Genomic DNA, 16,916 nt, shown 5'->3' with positions numbered 1-16,916 from the left:
GCTGCCCTTGATCATGGTCACGCGCGGCAATCGCTCCGATACTTCAGCCATGCCGCTGTACACCGTGGCTACCGGCTCCACCTTGAACAAGGAATGAACCATGACTGATTCTGCCAGCCAAGCAGAGGAATACCTGATGATGCAGGCCGCGCACTGGTGCATGCGCCTGCGCGAGGCCGATTGCAGCCTGGCCGAGCGCCGGGCATTCGAGGACTGGCTGCAGAGCGACCCGAGCCATGCCTTCGAGTACGCGAAGATGCTGGAAGCCTGGGACCTCACCGGGCAGTTGTCGCCCACCCTGCCCTCGCTCTGACCCTGCCACGGCCTACAGATCGAAGCGGTCGATGGCCCGGCGCCGTTCGTTGTCATCGCGCAGGTCATAGCTGGCCGTGGTCTGGATGTTGCTGTGGTGAGCCAGTTTCTGCGCCAGCGACAGGTCGTGTTCCTCAATCACCCGGGTGATGAACGAGCGCCGGAAATCATGGGGCATGATCCGCACGCCCACCTGGGCCCCGCGTTGCCGGGCAATGTAGTAGATGGCGTGCTTGGTGATGCGCTCGCGAGTGATGTGCCCGCCCCGGCGGATGCGGTTGAACAGGAACGGGTCGTCTACCAGGCCCGCGGGCAGATGCCGGCGGCGCAGCTCCAGCCAGGCCTGCAGCTTGTCGAAAGCCCAGGTGGGTGCGTACTTGATCAACTGACGATTGCCCTTGGCCAGCACCTGCAGGCTGCGCTCGCTGAAATCCACCTGGGCCAGGTCCAGGTTGACCGACTCGGACTTGCGCATGCCCGAGCCATAGAGCAGCGCAATCAGCGCTGCATCGCGCACGCCCTGGGGGCGCGGGTCGGAAGCGCACACGGCCATCAGTTCATGGATCAGGCCGCGCTTGAGGTTGCGCCCGCGGGCCAGGCGCGTGCCGCTGATGGCCTTGACCGAACGCATCTTCAGCAGGTGGTCCTGGCTGATCAGGCTGGCACGCCACGCCTCGTTCATCACCCCGCGCAGGGCGTTGACGTACAGCGATGAGGTATTGGGCGCATACCCGTCTTCGCGCAAGGTGGCCACCAGGGCCGTGACATGCTCGGGTTGCAGCAGGTGCCAGGGGATTTCTTCCAGGTTCTGCTCGGCGTAGCCCAGGCGGTCGGCGGCGTCCTGCAGCACATAACGCAGGGTCGACTGGCTGGAGGGGGCCAGGCGCTTCAGGTACAGGCTCAAGGGGTTGGGCGCGTCAAGGCCGGCGGCGCGGTCATGGCCCGGCGGGTTCATGGATGCTCCGCTGGGCAAGGTTGTACCGGGTAGCACCTTGGCGAGGTGAAAAAAACACTCCCGCAGGCCCCTTCAATACCCATTGAAAACTGGTTACAAAAGCCGCCAGGCCTGCGCACTTCGATAACTTTGGAAACAAACTGAACACTAGCTGTCTGGCTCGCAGAAAAACGGACTTTTACCTTATTTTTCATATTCGTTTCACAATTTTCGGCTTAATCTCAGCCCCCGACAGACAACCATCCGAGTGCAGTTTGTTCTCAGGTTGTAAAGATAACACCTTGATCCACCTTTACTTTTCACAAACCCAGTCTTTACTGATTCGCTGCATGGAATGCCCTGTTGGCTCAATAACTGGATGCGCCTTGATGACTGCAAGACCTCCCCGCTTTCCATGAACTGTCCGTTCACCCGCAGCAACCCGTATTCCAGTAATTCGCATTGTGTAAACCCGAGGTAACCATGAACCAGGCTTTCCTTCCTTTCTCGCGCCCGAGTATTGGCGAAGAAGAGATTGCTGCAGTGGAGCAGGTTCTGCGCTCCGGCTGGATCACCACCGGCCCGAAAAACCAGGAACTGGAACAGCAGTTCGCCGAACGCGTCGGCGCCCGCCACGCCGTGGCACTGTCCTCCGCCACCGGCGCCATGCACATCACCCTGCTGGCCCTGGGCATCGGCCCCGGGGATGAAGTGATCACCCCGTCGCAGACCTGGGTCTCCACCGCCAACATGATCTGCCTGCTGGGCGCCACCCCGGTGTTCGTCGATGTCGACCCCGACACCCTGATGAGCGACGCCGCCACCATCGAAGCCGCCATCACCCCGCGGACCAAGGCGATCATCCCGGTGCACTACGCCGGCGCAGCCTTCGACCTCGACCCGCTCTATGCCCTGGCCGACAAGCACGGCATCGCGGTAATCGAAGACGCCGCCCACGCCGCCGGTACCACCTACCGCGGCCGCGCCATCGGCGCCCGGGGCACGGCGATCTTTTCCTTCCACGCGATCAAGAACATGACGTGCGCCGAAGGCGCGATGTTCGTCAGCGATGACGAAGCCCTGGCCAACCGCGTGCGCATGCTCAAGTTCCACGGCCTGGGAGTGGACGCCTACGACCGCCTGACCCATGGCCGCAAGCCACAGGCCCAGGTCATCGAGCCCGGCTTCAAGTACAACCTGGCGGACATGAACGCGGCCATTGCCCTGGTGCAACTGCAACGCCTGGACGAGATCAACGCCAAGCGTGAAGTGCTGGCCAAGGCCTACCTGCAGCGCCTGGAAGGCTTGCCGGTACAGCCCCTGCTCCTGCCCCAGTACCCGCAGCAGCATGCCTGGCACCTGTTCATCCTGCGCATCGACGCCGAACGCTGCGGCCTGGACCGCGAAGCCTTCATGAAAGGCCTGCAGGAACAGAATATCGGCACCGGTATCCACTTCATTGCGACGCACCTGCATACCTATTACCGACAGCGCTTCCCTGAAGTGCAGCTGCCCCATACCGAATGGAATTCGGCGCGGCTATGCTCGATTCCACTGTTTCCGGACATGACCCTCGACGATGTCGAGCGGGTGACCGGTGCCATTGCAAACCTTTTGGACTGAAGCCTTTGAAACCTTATCCGATTCAGTTCGTGTCGATCGTGATCCCGGTCTACAACGAAGAACAGAGCCTCCCCGAGCTGTTGCGGCGCACCGAAGCGGCCTGCCGCCAGCTCAAGCACGAGTTTGAAATCGTCCTGGTGGACGACGGCAGCCGCGACGAGTCGGCGAACATCCTGCAAGCTGCCGCCGAGCGCGAAGACAGCCCGGTAGTGGCGGTGATCCTCAACCGCAACTACGGCCAGCATGCGGCGATCATGGCCGGCTTCGAGCAGTGCCGTGGCGATGTGGTGATCACCCTCGACGCCGACCTGCAGAACCCGCCGGAAGAAATCCCGCGCCTGGTGGCTCAGGCCGAACTGGGCTACGACGTGGTCGGCACCGTGCGCAACAACCGGCAGGACTCGGCGTTCCGCCGCTGGCCCTCGAAGCTGATCAACCTGGCCGTGCAGCGTTCCACCGGTGTGGCCATGAGCGACTACGGCTGCATGCTGCGGGCCTATCGCCGGACCATCATCGACGCGATGCTGGCCTGCACCGAGCGCAGCACCTTCATCCCGATCCTGGCCAACAGCTTTGCCCGGCACACCACCGAGGTGCTGGTGGAGCACGCCGAGCGCGAGCACGGCGACTCCAAGTACAGCCCGATGCGCCTGATCAACCTGATGTTCGACTTGATCACCTGCATGACCACCACGCCCCTGCGGCTGTTGAGCATCATCGGTTTCGGCATGGCCGGCCTCGGCGCGCTGTTTGCCCTGATGCTGATCGTGCTGCGCCTGATCTTCGGCGCCACCTGGGCCGGCGACGGCACCTTCGTGCTGTTCGCGGTGCTGTTCGTGTTCACCGGTGGCCAGTTCATCGGCATGGGTCTTTTGGGTGAATACCTGGGACGCATGTACAGCGACGTGCGGGCCCGCCCGCGTTTCTTCATCGAAAAAGTCTTGCGCAGCCAGCCTGCGGCCCCGGCCCCTGCTGTGACTGTCGACGGTTTAACTTCCACTCATACTGATCAGGTTTCGCCATGAGCAATAAAGCTGTTGTCTTCGCCTACCACGATATTGGCTGTGCTGGCATCGAAGCCCTGCTCAACGCAGGTTACGAGATCGCCGCCGTGTTCACCCACGCCGATGACCCCAAGGAAAACACCTTCTACGGCTCGGTGGCCCAGCTCTGCGCCCGCAAGGGCATTGCCGTGCATGCCCCGGAAGATGCCAACCACCCGCTGTGGATCGAGCGCATCGCCAAGCTCAACCCCGACTACCTGTTCTCCTTCTATTACCGCAACCTGCTGAGCGAGCCGCTGCTGGCCACTGCCAGCAAAGGCGCGTTCAACCTGCACGGCTCGCTGCTGCCGCGCTACCGTGGCCGCGCACCGGCCAACTGGGTGCTGGTCAAGGGCGAAACCGAAACCGGCGTGACCCTGCACCGCATGGTCAAGCGTGCCGATGCCGGTGCCATCATTGCCCAGGAGCGTGTGGCCATCGAGCGCAGCGACACCGCGCTGAGCCTGCACCACAAACTGCGTGACGCCGCCGCCAGCCTGCTGCGCGACACCCTGCCGGCACTGGCCCAGGGCAAGATCACCGAAACCGCCCAGGACGAGTCCAAGGCCAGCTACTTCGGTCGTCGCACCGCGGCGGACGGCAAGATCGACTGGCAGCGTCCGGCCGAAGAGCTGTTCAACCTGGTGCGCGCCGTGACTCAACCCTACCCGGGCGCCTTCTGCGCCGTGGGCGAGCACAAGCTGATCGTCTGGAGCGCCGAAGTCGCCAAGGGCAACGAAGGCCAGGCCCCGGGCCGGGTCATCAGCGTCGACCCGCTGCGCATCGCCTGTGGCCAGGACTCCCTGGTGATCACCTCCGGCCAGCGCAACGCCAACGGCCTGTTCCTGGGTGGCCCGCAACTGGCCAACGAACTGGGCCTGGTGGACGGTTCCCTGCTGCGCGGCGCCGAATCGGGGCGCAAGCCACGTCGCACCCGCGTACTGATCCTGGGCGTCAACGGCTTTATCGGTAACCACCTGTCCGAGCGCCTGTTGCGTGACGACAAGTACGACGTCTATGGCCTGGACATCGGCTCCGACGCCATCGAGCGCCTGCGCAGCCATCCGAACTTCCACTTCGTCGAAGGCGATATCAGCATTCACTCCGAGTGGATCGAATATCACATCAAGAAGTGCGACGTGGTCCTGCCACTGGTGGCCATCGCCACCCCGATCGAGTACACCCGCAACCCGTTGCGCGTGTTCGAGCTGGACTTCGAAGAGAACCTCAAGCTGGTTCGCTACTGCGTCAAGTACAACAAGCGCGTGATCTTCCCGTCGACTTCGGAAGTCTATGGCATGTGCCAGGACAAGAACTTCGACGAAGACACCTCCAACCTGATCGTCGGCCCGATCAACAAGCAGCGCTGGATCTACTCGGTCTCCAAGCAGCTGCTGGACCGGGTGATCTGGGCCTACGGCGCCAAGGGCCTGAACTTCACCCTGTTCCGTCCCTTCAACTGGATGGGCCCGCGCCTGGACCGCCTGGACTCGGCACGCATCGGCAGCTCCCGGGCCATCACCCAGTTGATCCTCAACCTGGTGGAAGGCACCCCGATCCGTCTGTTCGACGGTGGCGAGCAGAAGCGCTGCTTCACCGACATCGCCGACGGCATCGAAGCCCTGGCACGCATCGTCGACAACGAAAACGACTGCTGCAACGGCCAGATCATCAACATCGGCAACCCGGACAACGAAGCCAGCATCCGTCAGCTGGGCGAAGAGCTGCTGCGCCAGTTCGAAGCTCACCCGCTGCGCGGCAACTTCCCGCCGTTCGCCGGTTTCCGCGATGTGGAGAGCAAGGCGTTCTACGGTGCCGGCTATCAGGACGTGGAACACCGCAAGCCAAGCATCGACAACGCCAAGCGCCTGCTGAACTGGGAGCCGACCGTGGAAATGAGCGAAACCATCGGCAATACCCTGGACTTCTTCCTGCGTGAAGCGATGCTGGAAATCGCCGACCGCGCCAAGCAAGAAGCACGCTGATGCAGGCAGGTCTGCGCATTGATGTCGATACCTACCGCGGCACCCGGGAGGGGGTGCCGCGGCTGCTCGAATCGCTGGATGAAGCCGGGGTCAAGGCCACCTTCTTCTTCAGCGTCGGGCCGGACAACATGGGGCGCCACCTGTGGCGCCTGATCCGTCCGCAGTTCCTCTGGAAAATGCTGCGGTCCAATGCCGCGGGCCTGTACGGCTGGGACATTCTCCTGGCCGGCACGGCCTGGCCGGGTAAACCCATTGGCCGGGACCTGGGGCACTTGATGCGCCAGACCCTGGCCGCCGGTCATGAAGTCGGCCTGCACGCCTGGGATCACCACGGCTGGCAGGCCAATACCGGGCGCTGGAGCCAGGCACAGCTGATCGAACAGATCCGCCGTGGCGTCGACAGCCTCAACGATATTCTCGGGCAAGCGGTGAGCTGCTCGGCGTCCGCCGGTTGGCGCGCCGACGAACGCGTCATCGAAGCCAAACAGCAATTCGGCTTTCGCTACAACAGCGACTGCCGCGGCCAGAGCCTGTTCCTGCCACGCCTGGCGGACGGCAGCCTGGGCGCACCACAGATTCCGGTGGACCTGCCGACCTTCGACGAAGTGGTCGGGCCGGTGGTGGCCGCCAAGGATTTCAACAGTTACATCCTCGACCGGTTCAGCCCGGACAAACTCAACGTCTATACCGTGCATGCAGAAGTAGAAGGGATTCTCATGGCCAACGATTTTCGCCAGCTGCTGGCCAGCGCCAGGCAGCGCGACATCCACTTCCAACCCCTGGGCGACATGCTCCCGGCGGATCTGGCCAGCCTGCCCGCGGGCAAGGTGGTGCGCGGTGTGCTGGAAGGCCGTGAAGGCTGGCTGGGAGTGCAAGGCGCATGACCAGACGTTGGGCTCTGCCGCTGCTGCTGATCGCGTTTGGCCTGTTCTACCTGCTGCCCCTGGCCACCCACGGCCTGTGGATTCCCGATGAAACCCGCTACGCGCAGATCAGCCAGGAAATGCTCCTGACCGGCAAATGGGCGTCGCCGCACTTCATGGGCATCCGCTATTTTGAGAAACCGGTGGCCGGCTACTGGATGATCGCCATCGGCCAGGCGCTGTTTGGCGACAACCTGTTCGGCGTGCGCGTGGCCTCGGCCCTGAGCACCGGCCTGAGCGTGGTCCTGGCCTACCTGCTGGCCCGGCGCCTGTGGAACGATCCGCGCAAGAGCCTGGCCAGCGCCCTGCTCTACATGAGCTTTACCGTGGTCGCGCTGCAGGCCGGCTACGCCAACCTCGATCCGCAATTCACCTTCTGGGTCAACCTGAGCCTGGTGGCGCTGTGGTTCACCTTCGACTGCCGGACAACCCGCGGCCAGGTGCTGGCCTGGGTGGCGCTGGGCCTGGCCTGCGGCATGGGCTTCATGACCAAGGGCTTTCTGGCCTGGCTGCTGCCGGTGCTGGTGGCCCTGCCCTACGCCATCTGGCAGAAGCGCCTGCGCTCGCTGCTGATCTATGGCGGCATCGGTGTGCTGGTGGCCATTCTCATCAGCCTGCCCTGGGCCCTGGCGGTGCACTCCCAGGAACCGGACTACTGGCGTTTCTTCTTCTGGCACGAGCACATCCGCCGTTTTGCCGGTGATGATGCCCAGCACGCCTCGCCGTGGTGGTACTACCTGCCGTTGCTGGTGGGGTTCAGCGTGCCCTGGGTGCTGCTGCTGCCGGCCGGCCTGAAGCAGGCCTGGCAACAGCGGCGCCAGAACAGCAGCGGCTTCCTGCTGCTGTGGCTGGTGCTGCCCCTGGCCTTCTTCAGCCTGAGCAAGGGCAAGCTGCCGGCCTATATCCTGCCGTGCCTGTTGCCCCTGGCGCTGTTGATGGGCAACACCCTGGTGGACCGCCTGGCTGCCGGCAAGACCCGGCTGCTGGCATTCAACGGCGTGCTCAACCTGGTGGCCGGCCTGCTGGGGCTGCTGGCCCTGGTGTACTTCCAGATGAAAAAGCCGGTGTATGTGGACGAGCCGCAGCACCTGGTGCTGGTGTATGTGTTGCTGTTGGGCTGGATCCTCAGCAACCTGCTGCAAGCCATGCGCCCCCTGACCCTGTGGGCGGCGCCGGCCCTGGGCAGCTTCCTGCTGGTGGCCCTGGCCCCGGCAGCGCTGCCCAACTCGGTGGTCTACAACAAGATCCCCGACCAGTTCATCATCGATCACGTGGCCGAGCTGGGCCAGGCCAAGGCCCTGCTGAGCAACGACCTGGGAGCTGCCTCCGCCCTGGCCTGGCGCCTGCGGCGCCCTGACGTGACCCTGTACAACACCGAAGGCGAAGTGAAATACGGCCTGGGCTACGAAGACACTGCCGCGCGCAAGGTCGACCTCAATCAGGTCCAGCCGTGGATCGCCGAGGCCCGCAAGCAGGGTTCGATCGGCGTGGTGATGCGGGTCAAGAGCAGCGACGAGGAACATGAAGTCGAGCTGCTGCCCAAGGATGCCAAGCGCTACGAGCAAGGCAATATCGTGATCTTCATCATTCCCCAGGGCCAGCCATGAGCCTGCTGCTTTTGTTGCTGGCCTGCGGGCTGACCTGCCTGGGCCAGGTGGCGCAGAAGTTCGCCGTGGAAAGCTGGCGCGGCCGGCCTTCCAGCGCCCTGCAGAAACTGCGCTCGGGCTGGCTGTGGCTGGCTCTGTTCAGCCTCGGCCTGGGCCTGCTGGTGTGGCTCCTGGTGCTGCAACGCATGGAGGTGGGCGTGGCCTACCCGATGCTCAGCCTGAACTTCGTCTTCATCACCCTGATTGCCCACTTCGTATTCCGTGAGCACATCGACCGGCGCCACTGGTTCGGCGTGGCCCTGGTGATCGGCGGCGTGCTGCTGTTGAGTCGCCACGCATGAGCCGGGCCAAGGGGTTTGCCTTCGCCCTGGGCAGCGTGGCCCTGGTCAGCGGCGCCCAGCTGGGCATGCGCTGGAGCATGACCCGCCTGCCCGCTCCGGATCAGTGGTTGCCGGCGTTGAGTGCCGGCAGCGTCGACCTGGCCGCCCTGGCGGTGGTGGCCGCGGCCATCGCCGCCTATGCGCTGTCGATGCTCTGCTGGCTGCTGGCCTTGCGCGACCTGCCGCTGGGCCGGGCCTATTCGCTGCTCAGCATCAGCTACGCCCTGGTCTACCTGCTGGCCGCCAGCCTGCCGTTGTTCAACGAGCCTTTCACGCTTTCCAAAACCCTCGGGGTGGCCCTGGTCATCCTCGGGGTCATCACCATCAACTCTCGATCTGCACCCGCGACAAGTCCCAGGAATACCCCATGAAAATCAGTGTATTTGGAAGTGGTTACGTCGGCCTCGTACAGGCTGCCGTGTTGGCTGAAGTCGGCCACGATGTCATCTGCATGGACATTGACGAGCAAAAGGTCAAACAGCTGCAACAGGGACACGTGAGCATCTTCGAGCCGGGGCTGGCCAGCCTGGTCAAGGAAAACCTCGAAGCCAAGCGCCTGCACTTCACCCACGATGAAAAACTCGCGGTGCAGCATGGCCAGGTGCTGTTCATCGCCGTGGGCACGCCCTCCAGCGAAGACGGTTCGGCGGACCTGCGCTACGTGCTGTCAGTGGGCGACGCGGTGGCCCGCCACCGTGAGCAGCCGGTAATCCTGGTGGAAAAATCCACCGTACCGGTGGGCACGGGCGACACCTTAAAGGCCCACATCGAGAAGGTCCTGGATGGCCGTGCGCTGCAATTCGATATCGTCTCCAACCCGGAATTCCTCAAGGAAGGCTCGGCGGTCACCGACTGCCGCCGGCCGGACCGGATCATCATCGGCTGCGAGCGCGAAGAAGTGCGCGATGTGATGCGCGACCTGTACGCACCGTTCAACCGCAACCATGACCGCATCATGTTCATGGACCTGCGCAGCGCCGAGCTGACCAAGTACGCCGCCAACTGCATGCTGGCGACCAAGATCAGCTTCATCAATCAGATCGCCGAACTGGCCGAGCACCTGGGGGCCGACATCGAAGCGGTGCGCCTGGGCATCGGCGCCGACACCCGCATCGGCTACCACTTCATCTACCCGGGCTGCGGCTACGGCGGCTCCTGCTTCCCCAAGGATATGCGTGCGCTGATCCACAGTGCCCAGCAAGCCCACTGCTCCAGCGACCTGTTGCAAGCCGTGGAAGCCATCAACGAGCGGCAGAAGCACAAGCTGTTCGAACGCATCAAGGCGTTCTACAAGGGCGACCTCAAAGGCAAGACCTTTGCCCTGTGGGGCCTGGCATTCAAGCCCAACACCGACGACATGCGCGACGCCCCGAGCCGGGTGCTGCTCGATGCGCTGTTCGCCGCCGGTGCCCAGGTGCGGGCCTTCGACCCGGAAGCCATGCAGGAAACCCAGCGCCTGTACCCGGACGAGTCGCGCCTGATGCTCATGGGCACCCCGGAATCGGTACTGGTGGGCGCCGACGCCCTGGTCATCTGCACCGAGTGGCAGCAGTTCAAGGCACCGGATTTCGACCTGATCCAGCAGCGTCTCAAGGCGCCGGTGATCTTCGACGGGCGCAACCTGTACGACGCCGAGCGCCTGGCGCGCAACGGCTTCACCTACTTCCCGATTGGCCGCGGTGAATCGCGCAACCTGCCGATCCCCCACCAGCAGTGGTCTGCTGAGGCCTGAATGAACACCAGTCACTCCTCCCCTTCGAACACTCTTCTTTGGCAATCGTTGGGGCTGGGGTTGCTGGCCCTGCTGCTGTTCTGCGTCGGCGCCGACCACCAGTCGGCGATCGGCTTCGATTCGCGCTTCGTGCTGTTTGCCAAGGAAATGCTGCGCCACGGGCCGGGGTTCTTCCCCACCACCTACGGCCAGCCCTACGCCGACTACTCCAGCGCCTCGACCCTGCTGGTCTGGCTGTTCTCCCTGCCAGGGGGGCAAGTCACCAGCCTTACCGCCTGGTTGCCCACGGCCATCGCCTCGGCCTTGATCGTCAGCCTGATCTATCGCCTGTTGGCGCCCTATTCCCGCACCTGGGCCCTGCTCAGCGTTGCCCTGCTGTTGCTCAGCAACACCTTTATCAGTGAAACCCGCGCCGTGTCCCTGGACCAGATGCTGGCTGCGGTGTCCCTGGCCGTGTTCTACCTGGGCTACGCCCATGACCATTTCGGTACCCGCCGGCGCCTGGGCTGGATCTTCCTCCTGCTGGTGCTGGGCTTTGCCATTCGCGGGCCCATCGGCCTGGTGATTCCCACCGGCATGCTGTGCAGCTACTACCTGCTCAATGGCCAGTGGCGGCGGCTGTTCAGCGTCGGTTTCAGCGCCCTGGCGCTGCTGGTGGCCTGCGTCGGCCTACTGCTGTGGTTGGCCAAGCTCAGTGGCGGCCAGGCCTTCGTCGACGATGTCATCCGCATGCAGTTCATGGGGCGCATGGACGGCAGCGAAGGCTCCAGCGATGTCTTCTATTACTTCACCAGTTCCCTGGGCAACTACGCCCTGGCCTACCCCCTGGCGATCCTGGCGTGGCTGGCCGTGCTGCTGACCCGCGCCACGGAACAGGGCCCGGGCCTGAAACTGTTGCGCCTGTGCACCGCGGCCGGGTTGATCGTGATGATCGGCCTGTCGATTCCCCAAGCGAAAAAGGCTCGCTACCTGCTGCCGATGCTGCCCATGGCGGCGATCATTGCCGCCTATCCGTTCCAGGCCGGCCGCGGGCGGCTGCTGGCCTGGCTGCGCGGGGCGATCCAGGGCCTGTGGCTGCTGCTGCCGGGGTTGCTGATCATCGGCTTGCTGGTGCTACGGCGCAAATTCCCCGAGCAACTCGACTCGTTGACGCCGATGCTGCTGGTGCTCGGCCTGTTGCAGCTGTTGTCGCTGGGGCTGCTGTTCAAGCGCCAGTGGCGCGCCGTGGGCCTGGCCTACAGCGCAGTGCTGGCAGTCTGGGCCTGCTACATCGGAGTCTTCGAGCCGGTGGAGCACCGTCTCTATGACACGCGCACCTTCAGCCACAGCGCCATGCAACTGATCGAGGCCGACCCGGCACCGGTGGTCCTGCACCGCATGGGCAAGGACGCCAAGGCCATCAAGTTCATGGTCAACCTGGACCGGGATCTGCAACCGCAGTTCACCGAAAGCCCAGACGCCCTGGCTCAGGTACCCGGCCCGGCCTGGGTCATCCTCGATCAGAGCGACCTGGCCAGCCTGCAGAATACGCCGCTGGCCGACCTGAAGCCGGTGTTGAGCGGGCGTTTCGACAAGAACGACTTCGTCCTCCTGCACCTGACCGGGCCAACCGCCGCGCAACCCTGAAAGCGTTGCACGGCCCCTGCCCGCTGCCTACACTCGCGCCCATGACTATTGAGATCCGCCGGGCGCGGGTGACCGACGCCGACTTTCTTCCCGCCATTGAAACCTGCGCTGCCGAACTGTTTCGCTCCGATGCGCAACTGGCCTGGCTGGCAGACGCCGCAGTGGCCGACGTACCGAGCCACCGCGCCAATATCCAGCGCCACCCGGTCTGGGTGGCGGTGACGGCGGATGACATCCCTTGCGCCTTTCTCAACGCCGAAGCCTGCAACCGGGAACTGCATGTGTGGGAGATTTCCGTCGCCCGCGCTCACCAGGGCCATGGCATCGGCAAGCGCCTGTTGCAGGCGGCGCGGCAATACGCTCTGGAGCAGCAGCTTGAAGCCCTGACCCTGAGCACCTTTCGCGAACTGCCCTGGAACGAACCCTTCTACCAGCGCCAGGGCTTTGTCACCCTCGAACAGGCGCAACTGGGCCCACGGCTGTGCCAGGTGCTGGCCGATGAAGCCCGGTACGGCCTGCCCGCGGCGCGCCGCTGCGCCATGCGCCTGGCGCTGTAGAAACCGGTGAGGAATGGGCTGCCTTCGCGGGCTTCCCAGCGAAGGCGTCCGCCAGGGCTACACCACACTCAAAGGCCTCTTCGCCGGCAAGCCGGCTCCTACAGGGGCTGTCGTATTTAAGTGCAAAATAAATGCACTGAAGCAGCATTATTATGAATTTGTCAGGCACAAGATTCCTCGGCACACTGTGCCGGTTCCTCCCCCAAATGTTGGAACGTTCAAGGGCTTTCTGGTCATCCAGGCAAGCCCTTCTTTTTGCCTGTCGTTCTGGATTGGAAAGCGTTTACCGATGTTCGCCCGCTGGAAACCCGCCGCCATCAATACCCGCCCACTGGAATGGAGCCGCGCCGCCATCGGCATGGCCCTGGGCACCCTGTTCAGTGTCTGGCTCTGTGCCCAGGTCTTCGGCATGCCGGTGGCCCTGCACCTGATCGGCCCTCTGGGCGCGTCGGCGGTGCTGCTGTTCGCGGTGTCTTCAGGCGCCCTGGCCCAGCCCTGGTCGATTCTTGGCGGCTACCTCTGTGCCGCCGTCATGGCCTTGGCGGTGGCCCATGTACTGGGCCGTACCTTGGGCAGTGCCTGCCTGGCGGCGGGCATGGCCCTGGTGCTGATGTGCTGGTTGCGCTGCCTACACCCGCCGGCCGGCGCCCTGGCCCTGACCCTGGTACTGGCGGACCCGGCCAGCGTGGCCCTGGACTGGTACGAGCTGGGGCCGGTGATGCTGGCCGCCGCCAGCCTGTTGCTCAGCGCCCTGGCCTACAACAACCTGACGCGCACCCGTTACCCCAAGGGCCCCAGCGAAGCTCCGGCGCTCCTGCCAGCAACCGCTGCCAGCGACAGCCTGGCGATCACGGCCCAGGACCTGAAACTGGCCCTGGCGGAGATGGAGGAGTTCTTCGACGTCACCCCCGAAGACCTCGAACAGCTGATTCATGCCAGCGAGGCCCACGCCCGGCGCCGCAGCATCGGCCAGGTGCTCGCCTCACGCCGCTGACAGCCAGCGCCAGGCGCCGGCTTGCCCGCCAAGGCGCCCTCAAGGACAACCCATCACTCAAGGGCCTCCTCGCCTGCCAGGTTGCCGGGTTTCAGACCATCGGCGACCAGCGCTGGGACCAGTCGGTGTCGCTTTCTATCACTTCCCGCAGTACCGCGAACGCCTGTTGCAGCTCTGGGGTATCGCGCTCGCGGGCGTACAGCAGGTAGGTGGGGAAGTTGAACTCCGGGGCTTTTTCCACCCGCTCCAGCACACCGCTCTCCAGGTAGCTCTGCACCACGCGTGTGCGGAAATAGCCGCTGCCACCGGCATCGAGGATGAACTGCAGGGCCAGCGGCCCGAGGTTGAAGCCCACTGCCGCCTTGGCCTGCGCAGGTAGCGCGGCGTCGTGCTGGCGGCGAAAGTCCTCGCCCCAATCGATGTACACATAGGGCTCGGGGCGCCCCGCCAAGCGCACCTGGATCAGTTTTTCCTCCAGTAACTGCTCCACCTGCAAGCCCGGCGAGTACAGCGGCTGGAACACCAGCGCGGCGTCCAGCACGCCCAGCTCCAGTTGCCGCTGCAAGCTGGCGCCTTCGCCGATCTGAGTGCGCACGGCGTGGTTGGGCAACGCCTGGCGCAGGCGCCGCACCCAGTTGAGCATCAGCGGGTTGCACAGGCTCAGCTCGCCGCCGATGTGCAGCACATTGCGGTAGCCGGCCAGCAGCGGCAGGTCGCGCTGGGCTGCCTCCCAGGTCTGCACCAGTTGGTTGGCGTAGCTGATGAAGGCCTCGCCGTCGGCGGTGGGCCGGGCGCCGGCGCGGTTGCGCACCAGCAGCTTGCAGTTGAGCTGGCCTTCCAGGTTCTGCACCCTGGCGCTGATGGCGGTCTGGGTCAGGTGCAGGCGCTCGGCAGCAGCGATCAGGCTGCCGCTGCGGACGATTTCCAGGAAGGTGCGGGCCAGATCGATGTCCATGGTGCCTCGCCGGCAGAAAATTCGAGCGCCATTGTAGCGGCGCTCGCGCCACGACGCTTCTAGGCTGCGGACATTTGCCGCGCCGGCACCGCCAGGCTCACCGCCCGCACCGAGGCCCCGGCCGGCAACCCCAGGGCCCGGGCGCTGTCACGGCTGACAATCAGGGTGCCGGCGGCGACCCGCGCCGCCGCCACGCTGATCCGGCAGTCGGCGAACTGGCGGTTGTGGACCAGGTAGGGCTGGGCCTGCTCCCCCGGGGTTCCGATGCTCAGTTGCAGCACCTGGCTGTCGCGCACTGCGCGGATGTCGCCGGTGGCGCATTCGATCAGGGGCCCGCCGTCGAAGATGTCGATGTAGTCCTTGAAGGCAAAACCTTCGGCCTTGAGCATGCCCAGGGCCGGTTCGGTATTGGGGTGCACCCGGCCGATCACTGCCCGTGCCGGCTCCGGCAGCAGGCAGGTGGGCAAGGGAAACTTGGGCATCAGCTCGGCGATGAAGGTCTTGTTGCCAAGGCCGGTGAGGTAGTCGGCGTCGGCGAAATCCATCTTGAAAAAGTGCCGGCCCAGGCCTTCCCAGAACGGCGACACACCCTGCTCGTCGGAATAGCCCCGCATCTCGGCGATCACCTTGTCGCCGAAAAGCTCGCGGAACTCGGCCAGGAACAGGAAGCGCGCCTTGGACAGCAGGCGCCCGTTGAGCCCCTGGCGGTGGTCGGCATGCAGGAACAGCGAGCACAGTTCCGAATGGCCGGTCATGTCGTTGCCCAGGAACAGGGTCGGCAGTTGCTGGTTGATCCCCAGGTTTTTCGAGGCCGCGACAAACAGCCCGACCCGATAGTTGTACCAGGGCTCGCGCAGGCCCACGGCGCCGGCCAGGGCGCAGATGCCGACCACCTCGCCCTGCGCGCTTTGCAGCACGAACAGGTAGTCGGCATCGGCCCGCGAGGCCTGGCCGGCGAAGGTCTGCTCGGCCCATTGCAGGCGTGACCGCAGGCGCCCGGCGTCGGCGGGCAAGGTGGTCAGGCCGGCACCGGCACTGTGGGCCAGGGCCAGCAGCGCCGGCAAATCGGCCAGGGTGGCGGGACGGACGATCATCGCGAGAGCTCCAGCTGAGGTTGACGTTCGGGCAGGTAGATTTCCGCCAGCATGCAGCGGGCGCTGCCGCCGCCGATGCGTTCAATGGTGTCGATGTTCACCGGCACCGGCTGCACATGGCGCTCGATCAGCCGGCGCTGCTCGGCATCCAGGGAGCGCCAGGCACTGCGGGACATCACCAGCAGCGGCTCGCCGGCACTGTTGTGGACTTCCAGCATATTGCCGGCGAAGGATTCCAGCTGGGCCCAGGTCAAGGGCAGCAGCTGTTTGCCGCTGCTTTCCAGGCGCTGGCGCAGGGCCGCCCGCTCCTGTGCATCGTCCAGGGCTAGCAGGCAGGCCACCGCCAGCTGGCTGCCGACGCTCATCATCACGTTGGTGTGATAGATCGGCTCACCCTGGCGGTCCCGGGCATGAAAGGCACACAGCTCGTAACCCAGGTGCGCCACCAGCTGGTCCAGGGCCCGGGCGTGGGTGCGGGTCGAGTAGCCGGCGTAGCAGATGCGCTGCTGGCGATCCAGGACCATGCTGCCGGTGCCTTCGAGAAACAGTTCCTCCTGCTCCAGGGAGGTGAGATCCAGGGTGCGGTTCACCTGGTACTGCTCGTGCAGGTGCGCCAGTACCCCCTTGTAGCGCTCCAGGCGGCGGTTGGGGCCCTGCATCGGGTACAGCACCAGGGTGCCGTCGGGGTGGCTGCTCCAGCAGTTGTTGGGAAAGATCGAATCCGGGGTATGGGGTGCGGCGCCGTCTTCATGGACCAGCACCCGGACCCCATGCTCGCGCAGCGTCGCGACGTAGCCGTCGAACTCCTGCAGGGCCTTGGCCTGCACGTCTTCGGCGGCACCGGGCGGGCGCTGGAAATGGTTGTTGCCGGCAGTGTCCTGGTTGAACGAAAAACGCGTAGGGCGAATCATCAAAACGCTATGGGTAGTCTGCATGGGGCACGCAATCAATGAGGTTTCAGAGGGGCCCATTGTGTTTTTTTGTCGGGACAAAACCCGGCTGAACGGCGGGCCTGCACAGCAGGAAATGGCTGAAAGCACGGGTTGCCCCAGCCGATTTCGCACCCCCTGAAAACACCGATATGCGACCTGCAGGAGCAGGCTTGCCAACGAAGGCGATCTTGCGAGCGGTGCAAGGCTTGCGGGCCTGTT

16 protein-coding genes are annotated in these 16,916 nt (G+C 64.7%); 12 read left to right on the top strand and 4 right to left on the bottom strand.

What is annotated here, in order from left to right; all coding sequences use genetic code 11:
• Window positions 1–100 precede the first annotated feature (100 nt).
• Window positions 101–313, top strand: a complete 213-nt coding sequence (locus BM382_RS03300; protein ID WP_011061329.1) for a FecR/PupR family sigma factor regulator — start codon at window positions 101–103, stop codon at window positions 311–313.
• A 12-nt stretch (window positions 314–325) separates the two neighbouring features.
• Here the strand turns inward: BM382_RS03300 and BM382_RS03295 are convergent, their stop codons facing one another.
• The gene (locus BM382_RS03295; RefSeq protein WP_011061330.1) at window positions 326–1,267 is read right to left on the bottom strand and encodes a site-specific integrase; all 942 of its coding nucleotides are present in this window, start codon (window positions 1,265–1,267) and stop codon (window positions 326–328) included.
• Between the two features lie 462 nt (window positions 1,268–1,729).
• Between BM382_RS03295 and arnB the strand changes: the two genes are divergently transcribed.
• The 11 genes from arnB to BM382_RS03240 all read left to right on the top strand — a co-directional run bounded on the left by arnB (window position 1,730) and on the right by BM382_RS03240 (window position 13,716).
• Window positions 1,730–2,869 carry a UDP-4-amino-4-deoxy-L-arabinose aminotransferase gene (gene arnB / locus BM382_RS03290; RefSeq protein ID WP_011061331.1) on the top strand — a complete coding sequence of 380 codons (1,140 nt, stop codon included), beginning with the start codon at window positions 1,730–1,732 and terminating at the stop codon, window positions 2,867–2,869.
• Window positions 2,870–2,874: 5 nt separating this feature from the next.
• Window positions 2,875–3,894: an undecaprenyl-phosphate 4-deoxy-4-formamido-L-arabinose transferase gene (gene arnC / locus BM382_RS03285; RefSeq protein ID WP_011061332.1), complete on the top strand. Its 1,020-nt coding sequence runs from the start codon at window positions 2,875–2,877 to the stop codon at window positions 3,892–3,894.
• Window positions 3,891–5,897, top strand: coding sequence for a bifunctional UDP-4-amino-4-deoxy-L-arabinose formyltransferase/UDP-glucuronic acid oxidase ArnA (gene arnA, locus BM382_RS03280; protein WP_011061333.1), 2,007 nt, complete (start codon window positions 3,891–3,893; stop codon window positions 5,895–5,897). The genes arnC and arnA overlap by 4 nt, the downstream gene beginning before the upstream one ends.
• A complete protein-coding gene (gene arnD / locus BM382_RS03275) occupies window positions 5,897–6,781 on the top strand; it encodes a 4-deoxy-4-formamido-L-arabinose-phosphoundecaprenol deformylase (RefSeq protein WP_019095578.1) in 885 nt (294 codons plus the stop codon). Before arnA ends, arnD begins: the two co-directional genes overlap by 1 nt.
• Entirely contained in the window at window positions 6,778–8,427 is a 1,650-nt protein-coding gene (gene arnT, locus BM382_RS03270) for a lipid IV(A) 4-amino-4-deoxy-L-arabinosyltransferase (protein WP_072441813.1), read from the top strand. The genes arnD and arnT overlap by 4 nt, the downstream gene beginning before the upstream one ends.
• The gene (gene arnE / locus BM382_RS03265) at window positions 8,424–8,768 is read left to right on the top strand and encodes a 4-amino-4-deoxy-L-arabinose-phosphoundecaprenol flippase subunit ArnE (protein WP_015635643.1); all 345 of its coding nucleotides are present in this window, start codon (window positions 8,424–8,426) and stop codon (window positions 8,766–8,768) included. The genes arnT and arnE overlap by 4 nt, the downstream gene beginning before the upstream one ends.
• Window positions 8,765–9,178 carry a 4-amino-4-deoxy-L-arabinose-phosphoundecaprenol flippase subunit ArnF gene (arnF, locus tag BM382_RS03260; protein WP_015635644.1) on the top strand — a complete coding sequence of 138 codons (414 nt, stop codon included), beginning with the start codon at window positions 8,765–8,767 and terminating at the stop codon, window positions 9,176–9,178. The genes arnE and arnF overlap by 4 nt, the downstream gene beginning before the upstream one ends.
• A complete protein-coding gene (locus tag BM382_RS03255; protein WP_011061338.1) occupies window positions 9,175–10,539 on the top strand; it encodes a UDP-glucose dehydrogenase family protein in 1,365 nt (454 codons plus the stop codon). The genes arnF and BM382_RS03255 overlap by 4 nt, the downstream gene beginning before the upstream one ends.
• Window positions 10,540–12,165 (top strand): ArnT family glycosyltransferase, encoded by a 1,626-nt coding sequence (locus tag BM382_RS03250; protein WP_053151697.1) that lies wholly within the window; start codon window positions 10,540–10,542, stop codon window positions 12,163–12,165.
• 41 nt (window positions 12,166–12,206) lie between these two features.
• Complete coding sequence (locus BM382_RS03245; protein WP_072441811.1) at window positions 12,207–12,722, top strand: GNAT family N-acetyltransferase; 516 nt, start codon at window positions 12,207–12,209, stop codon at window positions 12,720–12,722.
• Between the two features lie 289 nt (window positions 12,723–13,011).
• Window positions 13,012–13,716 (top strand): HPP family protein, encoded by a 705-nt coding sequence (locus BM382_RS03240; RefSeq protein WP_015635647.1) that lies wholly within the window; start codon window positions 13,012–13,014, stop codon window positions 13,714–13,716.
• Between the two features lie 91 nt (window positions 13,717–13,807).
• Here the strand turns inward: BM382_RS03240 and BM382_RS03235 are convergent, their stop codons facing one another.
• From BM382_RS03235 to BM382_RS03225, 3 genes are read right to left on the bottom strand one after another with little or no spacing between them, the layout of a single operon-like run.
• Window positions 13,808–14,671 (bottom strand): LysR family transcriptional regulator, encoded by an 864-nt coding sequence (locus tag BM382_RS03235; protein WP_072441809.1) that lies wholly within the window; start codon window positions 14,669–14,671, stop codon window positions 13,808–13,810.
• 59 nt (window positions 14,672–14,730) lie between these two features.
• Complete coding sequence (gene astA, locus BM382_RS03230) at window positions 14,731–15,765, bottom strand: arginine N-succinyltransferase (protein ID WP_015635649.1); 1,035 nt, start codon at window positions 15,763–15,765, stop codon at window positions 14,731–14,733.
• A complete protein-coding gene (locus tag BM382_RS03225) occupies window positions 15,762–16,700 on the bottom strand; it encodes a citrulline utilization hydrolase CtlX (RefSeq protein ID WP_072441807.1) in 939 nt (312 codons plus the stop codon). The genes astA and BM382_RS03225 overlap by 4 nt, the downstream gene beginning before the upstream one ends.
• Window positions 16,701–16,916: the final 216 nt, after the last annotated feature.

The sequence above is a fragment of the Pseudomonas sp. NFPP25 genome (assembly GCF_900116505.1).
Lineage (GTDB): Bacteria > Pseudomonadota > Gammaproteobacteria > Pseudomonadales > Pseudomonadaceae > Aquipseudomonas > Aquipseudomonas protegens.
The sequence above is the reverse complement of the archived record's forward strand: the minus strand, read 5'-3'. Positions and strand labels throughout refer to the sequence as shown.